The sequence below is a fragment of the Candidatus Liberibacter solanacearum CLso-ZC1 genome (assembly GCF_000183665.1).
Taxonomy (GTDB): domain Bacteria; phylum Pseudomonadota; class Alphaproteobacteria; order Rhizobiales; family Rhizobiaceae; genus Liberibacter; species Liberibacter solanacearum.
In genome coordinates this window covers 496975-514707 of sequence record NC_014774.1, presented here as the reverse complement: position 1 = coordinate 514707, position 17733 = coordinate 496975, and the positions used below count along the sequence as shown (strand labels likewise).

The following is a 17733-nucleotide window of genomic DNA, read 5'->3' as shown; positions in this document are numbered from 1 at the left end:
AAACATCCGCCCTACAAAAATCTTGTTTTTAAAAAATATCCCAAGAAAAAATCAATAACATTATTTACTAAAAAAATTACCTGAACGGGGGAATCCTTTCGGAACTAGAGATCCTGCCCCTCCACGCTTACCCAACCATCTTATCAAATCATCTTTGGATCGATTAAAAGAACGCCCCGCACTATCTACCCAGGTGAGCCCTTCACTTATATTAAAACATACAACATCAGAAACACCACCATCTTTATATGATTGCAGACGCACACCTTTTCCTCGATTCATTTCAGGAATCTGATCTATTGGAAATATCAAAAGCTTACGATTTTCTCCAACCACAGCAACATTATCACCAATTACTTTGACAACTAACTTCATTGAATCTCCAGAAGAAACCTTGAAAAATTGTTTGCCTTTACGAGTATTGGGAATAATCTGCGATTCCTGTACTATAAAAGCGTTGCCCTTATTGGATACAAACAATAATTTACATGTCGGATCCTGAACAAATGCAGCCATGATGTCTTGATTATGGTTAATATCAATTAAAAGCTGTATCGCTTCTCCATGACCACGTCCACTCAATAAATTTCCAACAGGAAGGGTATATGCTCTTCCATCAGTTGAGAAAAGCAATATTCTTTCGGTAGTATAAGCATGGAATGCTATTTTTAAACCATCACCTTCTTTGAAATTAAGGGCAGATAAATCTATAGAATGTCCTTTTAAAGATCGAATCCAACCTCTTTTAGAAATCACGACCGTTACTGGTTCTTTTTCAATCATAGCTTGTTGCACTGCTACTTTATCAGTTTTCAATGCCTCACAAAATACTGTGCGTCTTCTACCCAAATCCGTTGATTTAGAAAAAATCTCTTTCACCTCACGAATCTCGCAAGCTATTTGATCCCATTGTTTTTTTTCTGAGTTCAACAATAAATTAAGATTGTCTTTTTCAAGAAGCAAATTATCTAATTCCGATTTTATCTGATATTCTTCTAACTTACGTAACGAACGCAATCTCAAATTGAGGATAGCATCAGCTTGATTCTCCGTAAGAGAAAAACGTGATATCATCACCGATTTTGGCTTATCTTCATTTCTAATAATAGCAATGATCTCATCAATATTCAGATATGCAATTGAGAGACCTTTCAATACTTCTACTCGACGATCAATCGCTTGCATACGAAAAGATGATCTCCGCAAAAGAACTTCCCGGCGATGTACAAGCCATTCTTTTAATACCCCATCAAGTGACATAACTTGAGGAACGCGACCCATTGAAAGAACATTCATATTCAATGGAAATCGTGTTTCCAAATCACTTAATACAAACATTGATTCCATCAATAAATCTGGATCTACTGAACGATTTTTAGGAAACAATACAATTCGTATATCTTCAGCTGATTCATCACGAATATCCTCTAACAGAGGGATTCTCTTCGTCATAATGAGATCAGCAATTTTTTCAATTAATCGTGATTTTTGAACTTGATAAGGTATCTCACTAACCACAATACACCATGAACCACGCCCAAGGTCTTCAACGCACCACTTTGCACGGACTCGGAATCCCCCTCGTCCTGAACGATAGGATTCAAAAATGCTTTCCCGACTTTCAACAATGATACCACCCGTTGGAAAATCAGGTCCAATAATATGCTCAAGCAACTTTTCTAGCGAAGATTCTGGATCATTAATCAATATGAGAGCCGCTTCACAAATTTCTTCAACATTATGTGAAGGAATAGAGGTCGCCATCCCAACAGCAATGCCAGACGAACCATTAGCTAAAAGATTGGGGAACTTGCCTGGGAAAACAACCGGTTCAGAATCTTCTTCATTATATGTATCACGAAAATCAACCGCATTTTCATCTACTCCCTGCAAGATCAAGTCAGCGACTTGAGTCATACGTGCCTCTGTATAACGATAAGCTGCCGCACTATCACCATCAATATTACCAAAATTACCCTGTCCCCTAATAAGCGGATACCTTTGAACAAAAGATTGGGCCAGACGTACTAACGAATCATAAACCGATTGATCTCCATGCGGATGCAACTTACCTATCACTTCGCCAACAATACGAGCACTCTTTTTAAAAGCAGCATTGAAATCCAAACCCATTTCACTCATTGCATGGATAATACGTCTATGTACGGGCTTAAACCCATCCCTAGAATCTGGAATTGCGCGCTCCTTAATTGTAGATAGCGCATAGGCAAGATATCTCTCTTCAAGAGCTGATTTTAAAGAAACAGAGTTAAAATTCTCTTCAACCAAATCATCTGAATTAGGTGTTTTATCAGAGCCCATAGACCTCATCCATCATAGAAAAATACCTCAATCAATCCCCCTAAAAGTTATCTATTCTCATATATTTTTTAACACTGACTGTGTGACACGCAATTACTTATTTCTAACAAAAGATATATATGCGCAATATTGTTTCTTAAAATCAGAAAAAACAAAAAACAACGCATCTTTCAAAAAACAATGAAATGTTCAATAGAAAAACACTAACCTCTAATGCTCGTTACAACAACACCTTTCCATTTTAATCTCTCTTAGCTCTTTCCTCTAAAGGCACATAATCACGCTTCACAGATCCTGTATAAAGTTGACGAGGACGACCTATTCGACGAGATGGATCCATTATCATTTCTTTCCACTGCGCAACCCAACCTGCCGTACGAGCCAATGCAAATAATGCCGTGAATAAATTGGTTGGAAAGCCTAAAGATTTTAATGTTATCCCAGAGTAAAAATCAACATTCGGATAGAGTTTTCGCTCAATAAAGTACTCATCGCTAAGAGCAATTTTTTCTAATTCAATTGCAACTTGTGCTATTGGGTCATTGATATTCCCTGTGGCCTCCAATACTTCATACATGGTCTCTCGCATAATGCGACATCTAGGATCATAATTTTTATAGATACGATGCCCAAAACCCATAATCCGAAATGAATCATTTTTATCTTTAGCGCGCATTATATACTGAGGAATACGTTCGGGAGAACCAATCTCCTTCAACATATTAAGCGCTTCTTCATTCGCTCCACCATGTGCACGCCCTCCAAGACAAGCTATACCAGCAGCAATGCATGCAAAAGGATCTGCCCCAGAAGAGCCCGCTAAACGCACCGTAGATGTAGAGGCATTTTGTTCGTGATCAGCATGCAAGATAAATATACGATCCATAGCACGGGCTAGCAAAGGATTAACATGATATTCTTCACAAGGAACCGAAAAACACATGTGTAAAAAATTCGACGCATAATCAAGATTGTTTTTTGGAAATACAAAGGGCTGCCCTATAGAATGCTTATAAATCATTGCAACTATAGTGGATATTTTGGCAATCATCCGCAAGGATACAGTCACACATTGCTCAAGATCTTGAACATCGGAGGGACTGTAATAAAAAGCCGACAAAGCACCTACCGCACTAACCAACATGGCCACAGGATGTGCATTACTTGGAAATCCTGTAAAAAAACGAGACATATTCTCATTTAATAAAGTGTGCCTTGAGATTTTATAATCAAAGTCCTTTTTTTGTTCTGCGTCGGGAAGCTCTCCATGTAACAATAAGTAACAAACTTCTAAAAAATCACTCTTCTCTGACAACTGTTCAATCGGATAACCGCGATACAACAATGTTCCATTATTACCGTCAATAAAAGTTATTTTCGATTCACAAGAGGCTGTGGCAGAAAAAGCAGGATCATACGTAAAAATCCCACTCTTATTAAGAGACGATATATCTATCACAGAAGAGCCGAGACTACCTCTCCTTATAAGCAGATCCATCTGCTCATTTTCTAAATAGAGTTTTGCAAATTTATCCATCATAAACAACTTTCCTCAAAATAATCTTATGTCGTATTTAAAAGCGAAATTAATAATCAAAATACCTAGTATCCGAATACACAAAATTGTGTATGCTACATAATAGAAATGTTCTTAATATAAATACTAAAATATTATTTCAATCTTATAAAAATAACTTCGAGACAACCTATCTTCCATAAACCAATCAATCATATGCTTCAAAAAAAAATTTTTAATAATTTTCATTATACTATACAACATTTAAAGCACCTTATACAACTAGAACAAGAATATGGACGTTTCTTCTTATTTATTCCTGTTTTTATGGCATTTGGAGCAACATTTTGGTTTACAAAAAAAACAGAAATACCCACTTGGGTAATTGTATTTAGTTGCATTATTACAACTCTCATATCACTCAAAATTCGATATTCGCACCCTAATACATTTCTTATAGCAAGCATCCTGACATATTTTCTAACAGGAATGACCCTTGCTGTTATTGAAACTCTACGCAATCCTACTATCATGCTTTCTCACCCTATTACAACTACTTTACGTGGAATAGTAAAATGGCGTGAACCTATGCAAGATGGAAAATGGCGTTATCTAGTTAAAATCCTTGAAACAAATCATTATCATTCAGAATTGTTGTCTCAACAGGTAATGTTATCCGTCACTAAAAAACATGACCCCTTTCCTTCTGGAAACATAATAGAAGGAACCGCAAGACTATCCCCTCCATCTGGACCTGCCCTCCCGGGGCTTTTTGACATTAGTTTTTTTTCTTATTATAAGGGCATTGGTGCTGTTGGCTATTTCTATTCCACTCCAAGAACAATACCTTTCTCTGATTCACATAATAATTGGAAACAATTTTTAATCACACCACAATCTTTTTTGTATGATATTCGAGCAAAAATAGGAATATACATTCGCACAAAACTTTCCGGCGATATCGGTGCTCTTGCTGCGGCTCTAATAACCGATGAACGCCGAGCCATATCTAGCGAAACTATAGAATCTCTTCGCAAATCTGGATTGGCGCATATAATAGCCATTTCCGGAATCAATATGACAATAGCGGCGGGTCTTTTTTTTTTCGGCATGCGCTCAATCCTTGCTTGCTTTCCAATTTTTGCAGAAAGATTTTCAATCAAGAAAATATCATCTTTCGGCGCTCTTTTAACAGTAACTACTTATTTTTTAATATCGGGGGCGAGTATCTCTGCTCAAAGAGCCTATTTTATGACCGTAATAATTCTATTTTCTTACTTATTTGACGCATATTTCATCGGATTACGTAGTATAGCAGTAACCGCCATTTTCATGATTTGCATTGCTCCCTCAGAAGTAATGGGACCTAGTTTTCAAATGTCTTTTGCAACAACCGCCGCTCTCATAGCAAGCGGATCTATCTGGCAAAACGAAATTATCCTCACCCTTTACTCAAAATGATGCCCGATCAAGGAATCATTCTGACTGCAATAATCCATTTTTTTAAAGTGATTTTTCTCACATCGTTAGTAGGAAGCGTTGCGGCTTCAATTTTTTTAATCAAACATTTTCACTGCATACCTATATACGGTTTAATCGCAAATATTCTTGCGATACCAATCCTATCATTTGTTGTTATGCCAGCAGGGCTTATAGCAGCCTTATTAATGATTTTTTCTTTAGATGATATCCCCTTACATGTGATGGGCTGGGGAATTAATATCATTATTCACATTGCACATACAATTTCAAAAATAGGCAATGAATTCTGCATAGGAAGAATATCCCAAACTTTATTCATTAGCATAGTCATTGGATTTCTATTATTAGCGTTTCTCAAAACAAATATTCGCCATATTGGAACTGCAATTATCGGGATTGCAATAGCCATTCTCTTTATTTATCCCTATCCCCCTCTCCCTGACCTTCTCATATCCGAAGATGGAAAACTTGTTGCATTTGTGAACAAAAACACTCTTATGTCCAATTATGTAAATCCTCCACCTTTTATATTTTCTCAATGGAAATCAGCCTTAGTAACTCCATTCCACGAAGCACCTCAGGTACAAAAAGAAGATATCCATAACATAAGTCAATCTACCTTAAAAGAAATCCTTCAATCAATGCAGCCAGGAAAATTTATCTGCATCAACAAATCACTTTGCATCGGATACCATAAAAGTGGCATCATTGTGGGCGCTCTTAAAAAGAAAGAAGCAATCCGCCTAGCTTGCCAATTATCCGATATTCTCATAACGACAATAAGGGATATAAATACTAAATTATGCAATGTTTCTCTCTTAATTTCACCAGAAATGTTAAATAAGAATGGATCTTTAGAAATAACAATAATTCCACCGTCTAATAACAATGATAGAGTGAAATTTATTATTCAAAGAACAATAGAAAATATCAAACTTCCATGGACTAAGAATAGAATAGACAGTTTATTTTGAATTTTAAAAGTCAAAACTATGATAGATTATAATAGAATTTTTTCTACGAATAGTAGTGACGTATTAATCCTACTAATTTTCCTTGAATTTTTACACTATTCAAGGGGAATATCCGTGTTTTATATGCAGGATGAGCGGATTCTAAAGCGATAGAATCACCTTTTTGTCGGAATCTCTTAAGAGTAGCATTTTTATCATCTAAAAATGCCAAAACTATATCTCCCGGATCAGCAGATTTACTACTACACATCACGACGATGTCTCTTTGTAAAATACCAACTCCAATCATCGAATCATCTTCCATTTCAAAAGCATAATGCTTTCCTTCCCTCAACATTGTCGAAGGAACAAGAATATCACGCATCCTTTTTTGAACAGAAGAAATAGATACTTCTGCCGCTATACAGCCCATAAAGGGCACCGGTGAATAACAAAATTTCTCTTTTCCCCTTTCCCCACCTACGCCAGAATCTTGCGTAGATCGTTCAGATAATTTCAAATTTTCTGGAATTTTAACAATCTTCAAGGCACGAGCTCGTTTAGGAATTCTGCGAATAAAACCTCGATCTTCCAAAGAAAGGACAAGACGATATATTCCAGACTTAGAAGCAATGCTCAAAGCTTTTTTCATTTCATCAAAAGACGGAGAAAGACCTGTAGCTTCAAAATATTCTTGAATAAAATCCAAAAGCTCTTTTTGCTTAAGCGTCAACATTTTAAGGATTTCTCCTCAAGCGAATATCCACATGGCATATACTGAAAAAACACAATACTAACAACAAAACTCAAATACCCCCTACTTTTCCCCCATTTAAGAATATATCGTGTTGAAAGAAAAAAGATAGCCACCTTTTACTAATTCTATTTTATACAAAGGATTGTACACTCCTTATATATTCTTTAATTTACACAATGCACGGTAAAAATTAAGATCAATAGGAAGAACATGACACATACTAACCTAGAAATTCAACTTGGACATGGTAAAAAACAGGTCACATTTTCTAATCAAAAACGTCTTGTACTCATTGCTGGACCATGTCAAATAGAAAGCCGCGAACATGCTTTTATGATGGCAGAAAAACTGTATGCAATTTGTCAATCTCTCAACATAGGATTGGTATATAAATCTTCGTTTGATAAAGCCAATCGCAGTTCGCTGGCAGGAAAACGCGGCATAGGGCTTGAAAAAGGACGAGAAATTTTTCTGGATTTGAAAAAAAAATATGGCTTTCCTATACTCACAGATGTTCATACTGAGCAACAATGTAAAGCCATAGCAGATAGCGTTGATATTTTGCAAATTCCCGCCTTCCTTTGTCGCCAAACTGATTTATTGATAGCGGCAGCTCAAACAGGACGTGTCATTAACGTCAAGAAAGGACAATTTTTATCTCCTTGGGAAATGCATAATGTTCTACAAAAACTCCATGCCAATGGAGCAATGGACGTGCTTTTTTGTGAGCGTGGAACTTCTTTCGGCTATAATAACCTAGTTACTGATATGCGTTCTTTTCCTATCATGGCATCCATGGGAGTGCCTGTCATTTTTGATGCTAGCCATTCCGTTCAACAACCTGGAATACGTGGAAATTGTTCCGGAGGAGAAAGAGAATTCATCGCCCCCCTTGCAAAAGCTGCGGTTGCTATAGGAATTGCTGGAATATTTTTAGAAACACATCAAGATCCTGACAATGCCCCATCCGATGGCCCAAATATGATCAACATAGACGATCTTCCAAAACTATTATCCCAATTGCTTTCTATCGACAAAGTTATAAAATCACTATAGAATCGATCGGATACAACCATAGTCCAAATATGACAACATTATTCTAGGATCAATTGGAAGAAGACATTATGTTCATTAACAATATTATCGCCCGCGAAGTTATTGATAGCCGAGGAAACCCAACTGTTGAAGTAGATGTCTATCTTGAAGATGGAAGTTCAGGCCATGCTATTGTGCCATCCGGCGCATCTACTGGTATTCATGAAGCTTTTGAACTGCGAGACAAAGAAAAACGCTACTTTGGTAAAGGGGTCCTTAAAGCTGTTGAATTCGTTAATAATGAAATTCGCGCGGCATTGCTAGGGTATGATGCTAGGAACCAACTTCTCATTGATAGAATAATGATTGATCTTGACGGTACCCCCAATAAATCTCGTCTTGGAGCCAATGCTATCCTCGGCGTGTCTCTTGCTGTATCTAAAGCCGCCGCACAAACCTCTAACTTGCCTTTATACCAGTATTGGGGCGGTTGTAATGCCCACGTTCTCCCAGTCCCCCTAATGAATATTCTTAATGGCGGTCTCCATGCCGATAATACTCTTGATTTTCAAGAATTTATGATTCTCCCTGTAGGGGCGGAAAACATACGTGAAGCTATTCGCATGGGAGCAGAAGTATTCCATACCCTAAAACAAGAATTAAAATCACAAGGATATAGCACCGATATAGGAGATGAAGGAGGATTTTCTCCCAAGCTCAAAACTGCTGATTCTGCGCTTGATTTAATCGTTCATTCTATAGAAAAAGCAGGCTATATTGCAGGGAAAGATTTATTTATTGCTCTTGACTGTGCCGCAACTACATTTTTTAAAGACGGTAAATATATCTTAGAGGGTGAAAATTTAGAATTGCAACCAAATGAGATGGTTGATTATCTTGCCAATCTTGTTAAGCGTTATCCTATCTATTCTATAGAAGATGGCATGTCGGAAGATGATTGGCATGGATGGAAAATTCTGACTGATAAGATAGGAACACATTGCCAACTAGTGGGGGACGACTTATTTGTTACGAATCCTGCGCGTTTACATAAAGGAATAGAATCAGGAATTGCAAATTCAATACTCATTAAACCCAATCAAATTGGTTCCGTTTCTGAAACGCTCAATACGATAGAAAAAGCACATATGGCGGGATATCCGAGCATTATTTCTCATCGATCAGGAGAAACAGAAGATCATACAATAGCAGATTTAGCGGTAGCAACCAATTGCGGGCAAATTAAAGCTGGGTCTCTGGCGCGATCAGATAGGCTTGCAAAGTACAATCAATTAATTCGCATTGAAGAAAATCTTGGAAAGCAAGCAAAATTTGCTGGATACTCTATTCTCACTCAACAATAAATACACCATCAAACACAGATGTTTGGTTGACATGAAGATTTTATGACGCATTCATATATAAACTACTGTGAAGAGTGTATCTTATTTCAAGAAGGCGTTTTATTGCAAAGTTTTTAGATATGTGGACAAGACATTATAAAAAGGGTAAATTTTTCCGAATAGTTTTTCGAGTTATAGCTTTTTTTTCCGTAATTTATTTTATTAATCATGCTATAAAAGATGATTGCGGTTTGGAAGAAACAAAATCCTTGGAAAAATCTCTCATTGAACGAGAGCGATTTCTTTTCGAATTACAAGAAGTTCGCTCTAAACTAGAACGTAAAGTAAAACTAATGAGCGATGGGTCTTTAGAGAAAGATCTCTTAGATGAAAAGGCACGTTACAATCTAAATTTATCTCGTAGTGATGAAATTATTTTGTTCTATCCTAATTTTTAGATATAATTATGTCTCCTACTTATGTTAAAAAAAGTATTTTATGCTTAACTTTGTGCGAATTAACGATGTTATTTTATTGGTATGAGGTATATTCTAAAAAAAAATTAAGTTTACTATGATTTATGTAGGCAAAAACAAGACGTGACGTTGGAAATATAAAATGGCTCTTAACACATCTATATCCGGTAAAGAAAATGGAATATCTTCAGTAGATCATATGGATATTTCTTTTTTTAAAGAATTTAAAGTTTCTGAATTTGATAAAACGCAAGAATTGTCGGCTTATCAAAAAATGTTGTTAATTCGTCGTTTTGAGGAAAAAACAGGGCAATTATACGGTATGGGTTTGATAGGAGGATTTTGCCACCTCTGTATTGGTCAAGAGGCAGTTATCATTGGGATGAAAATGGCTATGGCTGAAGGCGATCAAATGATTACAGCCTATAGAGATCATGGACATATTCTTTCTTGTGGGGTAGAAGCATCAAAAGTCATGGCAGAATTGACTGGTCGCCAGGGTGGTATATCAAAGGGCAAGGGTGGATCTATGCATATGTTTTCTACCGAAAACGGATTTTACGGAGGACATGGGATTGTAGGAGCGCAAGTTTCCCTCGGAACAGGAATTGCGTTTGCAAATAAATATCGCAAATCTGATAAAGTGTGTGTTGTTTGTTTGGGAGATGGTGCCGCAAATCAAGGACAAGTTTATGAAAGCTTTAATATGGCCGAACTGTGGAAGCTCGGTGTAATTTATGTAATCGAAAACAATCAATATGCCATGGGAACTTCTGTAGCTAGAGCATCTGCACAACCTAATTTGTCAAAGAGAGGCATATCCTTTAATATACCAGGTATACAAGTCGACGGCATGGACGTGCGATCTGTTAAAGCCGCAATCGAAAAAGCAACTGCATATTGTCGTGCTAACAAGGGTCCAATTATACTAGAAATGCTAACTTACCGTTATAGAGGTCATTCTATGTCTGATCCAGCAACTTACCGCACTCGTGATGAAGTAAATGACATGCGTACCAACCATGATCCAATTGAGCAAGTTCGTGAACGATTGTTACAAAAAAAATGGGCTAGTGAAAGTGACTTAAAAGCAATAGAAATGAGTGTCCGTAAAATTGTAAATGATAGTGTAGAATTTGCCCAATCTGATGAAGAGCCCAATTCTTCGGAGCTTTACTCAGATATTCTGATCTGATCGGGAGTAAATAAAAATGCCGATTTTAATAACAATGCCTTCTCTTTCTCCCACAATGACGGAAGGGAATATCGCTGAGTGGAAAAAAAATGAAGGAGACCCTATCAAACAGGGGGATATCATTTGTGAGGTCGAAACTGATAAAGCAGTTATGGAAGTTGAGTCCATAGACGAGGGATTTCTTGGAAAGATATTTTTTCCAAAAGGTTCGCAGAACGTAAAGGTCAACACTCCTATTGCCGCCATTCTCCAAGAGGGCGAAACTGTTGCAGATATTGAAAAAATCCTATCAAAACAGTCAGATTCTATTACGATATCTAAAAAAATCGAACGCTCAGTACCATCCGTTCCCATCAAAAAAGATGATACTATTAATTATCAAGTCTCTCAGAAAAATACTAAAGATTCTTCAAATACACTTGAATCATATGAAAATATCCCGACAGTTTCTATGACTGTACGAGAGGCATTGCGTGATGCTATGGCGGAAGAAATGCGTCACGACAAAGATGTATTTGTCATGGGCGAAGAAGTAGCTGAATATCAGGGGGCTTATAAAGTAACCCAGGGGCTTTTACAAGAATTTGGCTCTGAAAGAATTATTGACACACCTATTACTGAGCATGGATTTACAGGTATTGGAATCGGAGCAAGCCTTGCAGGCTTAAAACCAATTGTAGAATTTATGACGTTTAATTTTGCGATGCAAGCAATCGATCAAATTATTAATTCAGCGGCTAAAACTCGCTACATGTCTGGTGGACAAATCACAACTTCCATTGTATTTCGTGGTCCTAATGGAGCTGCAGCACGCGTTGGGGCGCAACATTCTCAATGTTATGCTGCTTGGTATAGTCATATTCCAGGCTTAAAGGTTATCATGCCATATACGGCATCTGATGCTAAAGGGCTTCTGAAAGCAGCTATTCGTGATCCTAATCCTGTTATTTTTCTCGAAAATGAGATTCTCTATGGCTCCAGTTTCGAAGTTCCTGTGGCGGATAATTTTATAATTCCAATTGGTAAGGCGCGCATCCATCGTCCAGGGAATGATGTTACTTTAGTCTCTTTTGGCATTGGAATGACATATGCCCTCAAAGCAATGACTGAATTAAAAGAAATTGGCATAGATGTAGAGCTGATTGATCTTCGTACTCTCCGCCCAATAGATTGGCAAACAATATTTGAATCAGTGAAAAAAACAGGGAGACTGGTAACCGTTGAAGAGGGCTATCCTCAATCATCGGTTGGCTCTGAAATCGCTAATCGCGTACAAAGAGAGGTTTTTGATTATCTTGATGCCCCTATACTGACAATTACAGGTAAGGATGTTCCAATGCCGTATGCTTCAAATCTTGAAAAACTCGCTCTTCCTAATGTGGACGAAATCATTGAATCTATTGAATCTGTTTGTTACAAACGAAAAGCGAAAGTCTAATTATGATAAATACAATAACTATGCCTTCTTTATCCCCAACTATGAAAACAGGTAAATTGGCAAAATGGCTGGTAAAAAAGGGCGATAAAATATATCCAGGAGATATTATCTGTGAAATTGAAACAGATAAAGCAATCATGGAGTTTGAATCTGTAGATGAAGGAGTCGTGCACGAAATCCTTACCTCAGAAGGAACTGAAAACATTAAGGTGAATAGTCCTATATTGAATATTTTGATAGATTGTGATGGGGGCGCTCCTGCTCCTATTTTGCCAGAAAAAAATTTCGTCGAAATAGAAAAAGAATCCTCTGATCCCGCTATCTCTTCTTTTGCCCCCACAGAAAAAAAAGTATGCGGACAAGACTTTCCCGCCTCTTCACCTCTTGCGCGTCGTCTTGCAAAAGAAAACGGCATTGACCTTTCATCGGTCTCCGGTTCTGGGCCACGCGGTCGCATAGTTAAAAATGATATTGAACAGCTTATTTTACACAATACAGGCGTCAAACATGCATCAACCGCACAATCTGCAAGTATAGAATCGATGAATTCATCTGTTGATGACGATATTATGAGACTCTTTGCCCCTAATTCCTATGAGATCATCCCGCATGATAACATGCGCAAAACTATTGCTTCTCGACTTCAGCAATCTAAACAGACTATACCGCATTTCTATGTGTCTATTGATTGTAATATTGATAATCTTCTTTCTTTAAGACAGCAAATGAATCTATTTGCACAATCTAATAAAAAGGAAAATATTAACAAGATTTCTGTAAATGATGTGATTTTAAAGGCTTTTTCCTTAGCAATGTTACAAGTTCCAGAAGCTAATGTTTCTTGGACGACAAATGCTCTCATTCGTCATAAGAATATTGACATCAGCGTTGCCGTAAGCATTCCAGGAGGGCTTGTGACCCCTATTGTTCGTCAAGTAAATAAAAAAAGTATTTCTGATATTTCTTTGGAAGTTAAACAGCTCGTTCAACGAGCCAAACAACGAAAACTTAAACCCCAAGAATATCAAGGGGGAACAACTTCGGTATCCAATATGGGTATGTTTGGTATCAGTAATTTTTGCGCTGTGATTAATCCACCTCAATCAACGATCCTCGCTATAGGAGCTGGAGTGCAGAAACCTATATTCCAGAATGGTGCAATAAAAGTAGTAACGATCATGAACGCCACTCTATCAGCAGATCATCGTTCAGTTGATGGAGCTGTTGCGTCAAAATTATTAGCTAAATTTAAAGAATACATAGAAAATCCTGCTTGGATGTTACTATAGCAATTTTTTGTATAAACTAATCAGAGGCCATAAAACGGAGGAATTAGTGTCAAAATCCTATGAAGTAATTGTAATCGGCTCAGGGCCTGCTGGATATGTTTGCGCCATACGCGCTGCACAATTGGGCTTCAAGGTAGCTATCGTTGAATATGACAGCCTAGGGGGTATTTGCTTAAATTGGGGATGTATTCCAACCAAATCCCTTTTACGTTCCGCTGAAATGTTTGATCACATCAAGAATGCACAACATTATGGGATAAACATAGAGGGAAAAATTAAATCCAATATAGAAGATATCGTCAAGCGTTCTCGCAATATTTCACATCGATTAAACCGCGGCGTAGAGTTTTTAATGCATAAAAACAAAATTGATATTATTTGGGGTAAGGCGGTTTTAAAAACTCCATCCGAAATCGTCGTATCAAAATCTTCTAAGCCAGCAGTACAACCACAACACCCTATTCCTAAAAAAATCTTAGGGGAAGATACTTACACAGCTAAGCATATTATTATTGCTACAGGAGCTCGTCCACGCAATATATCGGGGATAGAACCAGATGGTCATTTAGTATGGACTTATTTTGATGCATTAAAACCATCTAAAACACCTAAATCCCTTATTGTTATGGGATCCGGTGCTATTGGAGTTGAATTTTCTTCTTTCTATAAATCTTTAAATGTAGACGTGTCTCTCATCGAGGTAAAAGACCGAATTTTACCTACAGAAGATTTAGAAATATCACAGTTTGTCCAGAAATCTCTCCAGAATAGAGGGATTAAAATACTAACTGAATCAAAAATTTCTAATATAAAAACAAAAGGAGATACAGTATCTGTTCAAGTGGAAAATAAAGATGGTTCAGTTTCTTCTTTAAAGGCCGAACGGCTTTTATTATCTGCTGGTGTTCAGGGCAACATTGAAAACATTGGCTTGGAAGAATTAGGTGTTAAAACCAATAATGGCTGCATTGTTATAGATGATTATGGAAACACTAATATTCCCGGTATTTATGCTATTGGAGATGTGGCTGGAGCACCAATGTTAGCTCATAAGGCTGAACATGAAGGAATAATATGCATCGAAAAAATAGCTGGAATATCCAATGTTTCTCCGATTGATAAAACAAAAATTCCTGGATGTACCTATTGTAATCCTCAGATTGCATCTATTGGTCTTACAGAAGAAAAGGCTAGAGAGCAAGGTCTGGATATTCGCGTTGGTAAACACAATTTTTCCGCAAATGGCAAAGCTATCACACTTGGAGAAGATGCTGGGATGATAAAAACCATTTTTGACAATAAGACGGGAGAATTGTTAGGGGTTCATATGGTTGGACCAGAGGTCACTGAACTTATTCAAGGTGTTTCTATTGCGATGAATCTAGAAACTACAGAGGAAGAGTTGATGCATACTATTTTCCCACATCCTACACTCTCTGAAACAATGAAAGAAAGTATTCTTGATGCTTATGGACGTGCTATTCATTCTTAAAATAATGACTATTACTACCATTTTTAGAAAAAAATTATTTAGATCTAATAATGAAACATTCTAAAATTTATTCTCACCAACTTTACGGGGAAAATCAGATGATTATTTGTTGAAATCAATGATTATCGTTTATTAAGTAATCGTCGCATTACAATGTTTTTGTTGTAAAAAGAAATTGTCTGTTAATTAGGTAACAAAAATACTTCGCATTCTCTCAGATCTATTGGAAAAATTTATGGTTACAGTATTTAATACAATCGATAGAAAAAAACATGCATCACATGTGACTGCAAGTAGAGAAAGGATTCGACATCCTGAAAAAGCATCTAATGCTGATACAGAAAGAATGGAGAAACCTGCTTGGATTCGTGTTCGCGCCTCCGTATCAGACGGATATAAAGATACTTATAAAATTCTACGATCTCGTAACTTAACTACTGTTTGCGAAGAAGCAGGTTGTCCTAATATTGGAGAATGTTGGAATAAAAACCATGCTACTTTTATGATCATGGGATCAATTTGCACAAGGGCTTGTGCATTTTGCAATGTTGCTACAGGAAAACCAAAATCATTAGATTTGCAAGAACCTACAAACATATCTTGGGCCGTTAAATCCATGGGTTTATCCCATGTAGTTATTACATCGGTGGATCGTGATGACCTTGAAGATGGTGGCGCACAACATTTTGCAGAAGTAATTTCTGCGATAAGAAAAACTTCTCCATCCACAACCATTGAAGTGCTTACACCTGATTTTTTACGCAAACCCCATGCCTTGGAAAAAGTTGTTTTAGCAAAACCCGATGTATTCAATCACAATCTCGAAACAGTAGCCTCAAAATATCTGACGGTTCGTCCTGGCGCTCGTTATTTCCATTCGCTAAGAATACTGCAACGTGTAAAAGAATTAGATCCTCTTATGTTCACTAAGTCCGGTATCATGCTTGGTCTAGGAGAAACAAGAAATGAAATATTGCAACTAATGGACGATTTACGTATTGCTGAAGTCGATTTTTTAACTATGGGGCAATATCTACAACCAACACGCAAACATCACAAAGTAGAATCCTTTATCACGCCACAAGATTTTAAATCTTATGAAACTATCGCTTATACAAAGGGATTCTTAATGGTTTCTGCAAGCCCCCTTACCCGCTCTTCTTATCATGCGGGAGATGATTTCTTAAAATTGAAAAAAGCCCGTGAAAAACAATTTTCATAAGAAAAAATCAAGGCAAATTTCAAAAAAATAAAGCATTTCATTCCGTTAATATAAGATCACAAAGGTTAATCATCCATCTCATGCATCATTTTACGGCTGATCGTATCGTTAACTATAGTTCCAAACAAATGTTTGACTTGGTGGCTGATGTAGAAAAATACCCTGAATTTGTACCTCTTTGCAAAGAACTCGTAATCCATGAAAGTGAGCAGCGAGGTAGCGATAAAATACTCATAGCCAGTATGAAAATAAGTTATGTAGGAATACAAGAAACTTTCGTAACACGGGTACAAATCGATGAACATCAGAATCGCATCTCTGTTAGACACCTTAAAAACTTATTTAATTCTCTAGAAAATGATTGGTATTTTGAAGAAATTTCTGGGAGTAAATGTATAGTACGCTTCTCTATAAAATATGAACTCCAAAATCGTCTTTTTGATAAAATGCTTAGAGCAATATTCGAACCTGCTTTCTCTGCTTTTGTGAAAGCATTTGAAAGACGAGCAAAAAAAATATATTTTCCCTTATCCCTAGAAAATAAAAAATTCACTGAAAAATAATTGTTTTCATATTACAATTAAAAAGAGATTCTACGGGTATGAACATCCCTAGATCTCACCACTTGAAGCCGTTTTAGTCTCTTAGAGCTAAAAGAAAAAAGTATATTCCAATAAAATAATCCATAATTAATGCCAAAAATACAAAAAAATCAGCAAAAAATATAGTATTTCTTTGCATATCTCTTTTTTAAAAAAATGCTAGAATAAGAAAAAAGAAAGAAAGAGACTAAGAGAAAATACGGTAAACATAATAATAGAAAAATTCTTTTTCATCATACTGCTTTTCTCTTGCGCATTGCTATTCTTGTCTTACGAATAACTTTTGAAAGTATAATTTTTTCCTCAAGTAAGCTTTTTACAAGAGCTTTAAATATTGCATTTTCAAAGGAATCTTTTTCAATCATTCAAAGAAAATCTCCTATTACACTTCTCTGTTTACACGGTGGAAAACGCTTCTACCAAAATTTCAAAGACACAATATGCATTGTAAATATCACTTGAAAGATATTTGTATTAATAAGGTTAAAAACCTGCTATAAAATTATAATGAAATCCTCTTTGCATCATATTTATCTTGATAATTTAGCTAATGATCAATGAAATATCCGAATTAATCGGGAAATGAAAAATTATAAGATCATGAAAATACT

The 17733-nt window shown here is 36.5% G+C and carries 15 protein-coding genes; 11 read left to right on the top strand and 4 right to left on the bottom strand.

Annotated features, from left to right (window positions below; all coding sequences use genetic code 11):
• Positions 1–60: 60 nt before the first annotated feature.
• Complete coding sequence (parC, locus tag CKC_RS02330; protein WP_013461880.1) at positions 61–2322, bottom strand: DNA topoisomerase IV subunit A; 2262 nt, start codon at positions 2320–2322, stop codon at positions 61–63.
• Positions 2323–2563: 241 nt separating this feature from the next.
• Positions 2564–3862, bottom strand: coding sequence for a citrate synthase (locus CKC_RS02325; protein WP_013461879.1), 1299 nt, complete (start codon positions 3860–3862; stop codon positions 2564–2566).
• Between the two features lie 192 nt (positions 3863–4054).
• On the opposite strand from CKC_RS02325, the gene CKC_RS06390 reads away from it, so the two are divergent.
• Positions 4055–5299, top strand: a complete 1245-nt coding sequence (locus CKC_RS06390) for a ComEC/Rec2 family competence protein (protein ID WP_080550987.1) — start codon at positions 4055–4057, stop codon at positions 5297–5299.
• Between the two features lie 47 nt (positions 5300–5346).
• Positions 5347–6294 carry a ComEC/Rec2 family competence protein gene (locus CKC_RS06385; protein ID WP_338028862.1) on the top strand — a complete coding sequence of 316 codons (948 nt, stop codon included), beginning with the start codon at positions 5347–5349 and terminating at the stop codon, positions 6292–6294.
• 43 nt (positions 6295–6337) lie between these two features.
• Here the strand turns inward: CKC_RS06385 and lexA are convergent, their stop codons facing one another.
• A complete protein-coding gene (gene lexA, locus CKC_RS02310; protein WP_013461878.1) occupies positions 6338–7009 on the bottom strand; it encodes a transcriptional repressor LexA in 672 nt (223 codons plus the stop codon).
• A 231-nt stretch (positions 7010–7240) separates the two neighbouring features.
• Between lexA and kdsA the strand changes: the two genes are divergently transcribed.
• The 9 genes from kdsA to CKC_RS02265 all read left to right on the top strand — a co-directional run bounded on the left by kdsA (position 7241) and on the right by CKC_RS02265 (position 17083).
• Complete coding sequence (gene kdsA / locus CKC_RS02305) at positions 7241–8086, top strand: 3-deoxy-8-phosphooctulonate synthase (RefSeq protein ID WP_013461877.1); 846 nt, start codon at positions 7241–7243, stop codon at positions 8084–8086.
• A gap of 68 nt (positions 8087–8154) precedes the next feature.
• Complete coding sequence (gene eno / locus CKC_RS02300; RefSeq protein WP_013461876.1) at positions 8155–9429, top strand: phosphopyruvate hydratase; 1275 nt, start codon at positions 8155–8157, stop codon at positions 9427–9429.
• 119 nt (positions 9430–9548) lie between these two features.
• Positions 9549–9866 (top strand): FtsB family cell division protein, encoded by a 318-nt coding sequence (locus tag CKC_RS02295; protein WP_044054076.1) that lies wholly within the window; start codon positions 9549–9551, stop codon positions 9864–9866.
• 217 nt (positions 9867–10083) lie between these two features.
• Positions 10084–11079 carry a pyruvate dehydrogenase (acetyl-transferring) E1 component subunit alpha gene (gene pdhA / locus CKC_RS02290; protein ID WP_050780915.1) on the top strand — a complete coding sequence of 332 codons (996 nt, stop codon included), beginning with the start codon at positions 10084–10086 and terminating at the stop codon, positions 11077–11079.
• Positions 11080–11095: 16 nt separating this feature from the next.
• The gene (locus CKC_RS02285) at positions 11096–12517 is read left to right on the top strand and encodes a pyruvate dehydrogenase complex E1 component subunit beta (protein ID WP_013461873.1); all 1422 of its coding nucleotides are present in this window, start codon (positions 11096–11098) and stop codon (positions 12515–12517) included.
• A gap of 2 nt (positions 12518–12519) precedes the next feature.
• Complete coding sequence (locus CKC_RS02280; RefSeq protein ID WP_013461872.1) at positions 12520–13806, top strand: pyruvate dehydrogenase complex dihydrolipoamide acetyltransferase; 1287 nt, start codon at positions 12520–12522, stop codon at positions 13804–13806.
• Between the two features lie 46 nt (positions 13807–13852).
• Positions 13853–15298, top strand: a complete 1446-nt coding sequence (gene lpdA / locus CKC_RS02275; protein WP_013461871.1) for a dihydrolipoyl dehydrogenase — start codon at positions 13853–13855, stop codon at positions 15296–15298.
• Between the two features lie 235 nt (positions 15299–15533).
• Entirely contained in the window at positions 15534–16520 is a 987-nt protein-coding gene (gene lipA / locus CKC_RS02270; RefSeq protein ID WP_013461870.1) for a lipoyl synthase, read from the top strand.
• Positions 16521–16600: 80 nt separating this feature from the next.
• Positions 16601–17083 (top strand): type II toxin-antitoxin system RatA family toxin, encoded by a 483-nt coding sequence (locus tag CKC_RS02265; RefSeq protein ID WP_013461869.1) that lies wholly within the window; start codon positions 16601–16603, stop codon positions 17081–17083.
• Positions 17084–17355: 272 nt separating this feature from the next.
• Here CKC_RS02265 and CKC_RS06380 read toward each other — a convergent pair whose 3' ends face one another.
• Positions 17356–17487 (bottom strand): hypothetical protein, encoded by a 132-nt coding sequence (locus CKC_RS06380; protein ID WP_013461868.1) that lies wholly within the window; start codon positions 17485–17487, stop codon positions 17356–17358.
• Positions 17488–17733: the final 246 nt, after the last annotated feature.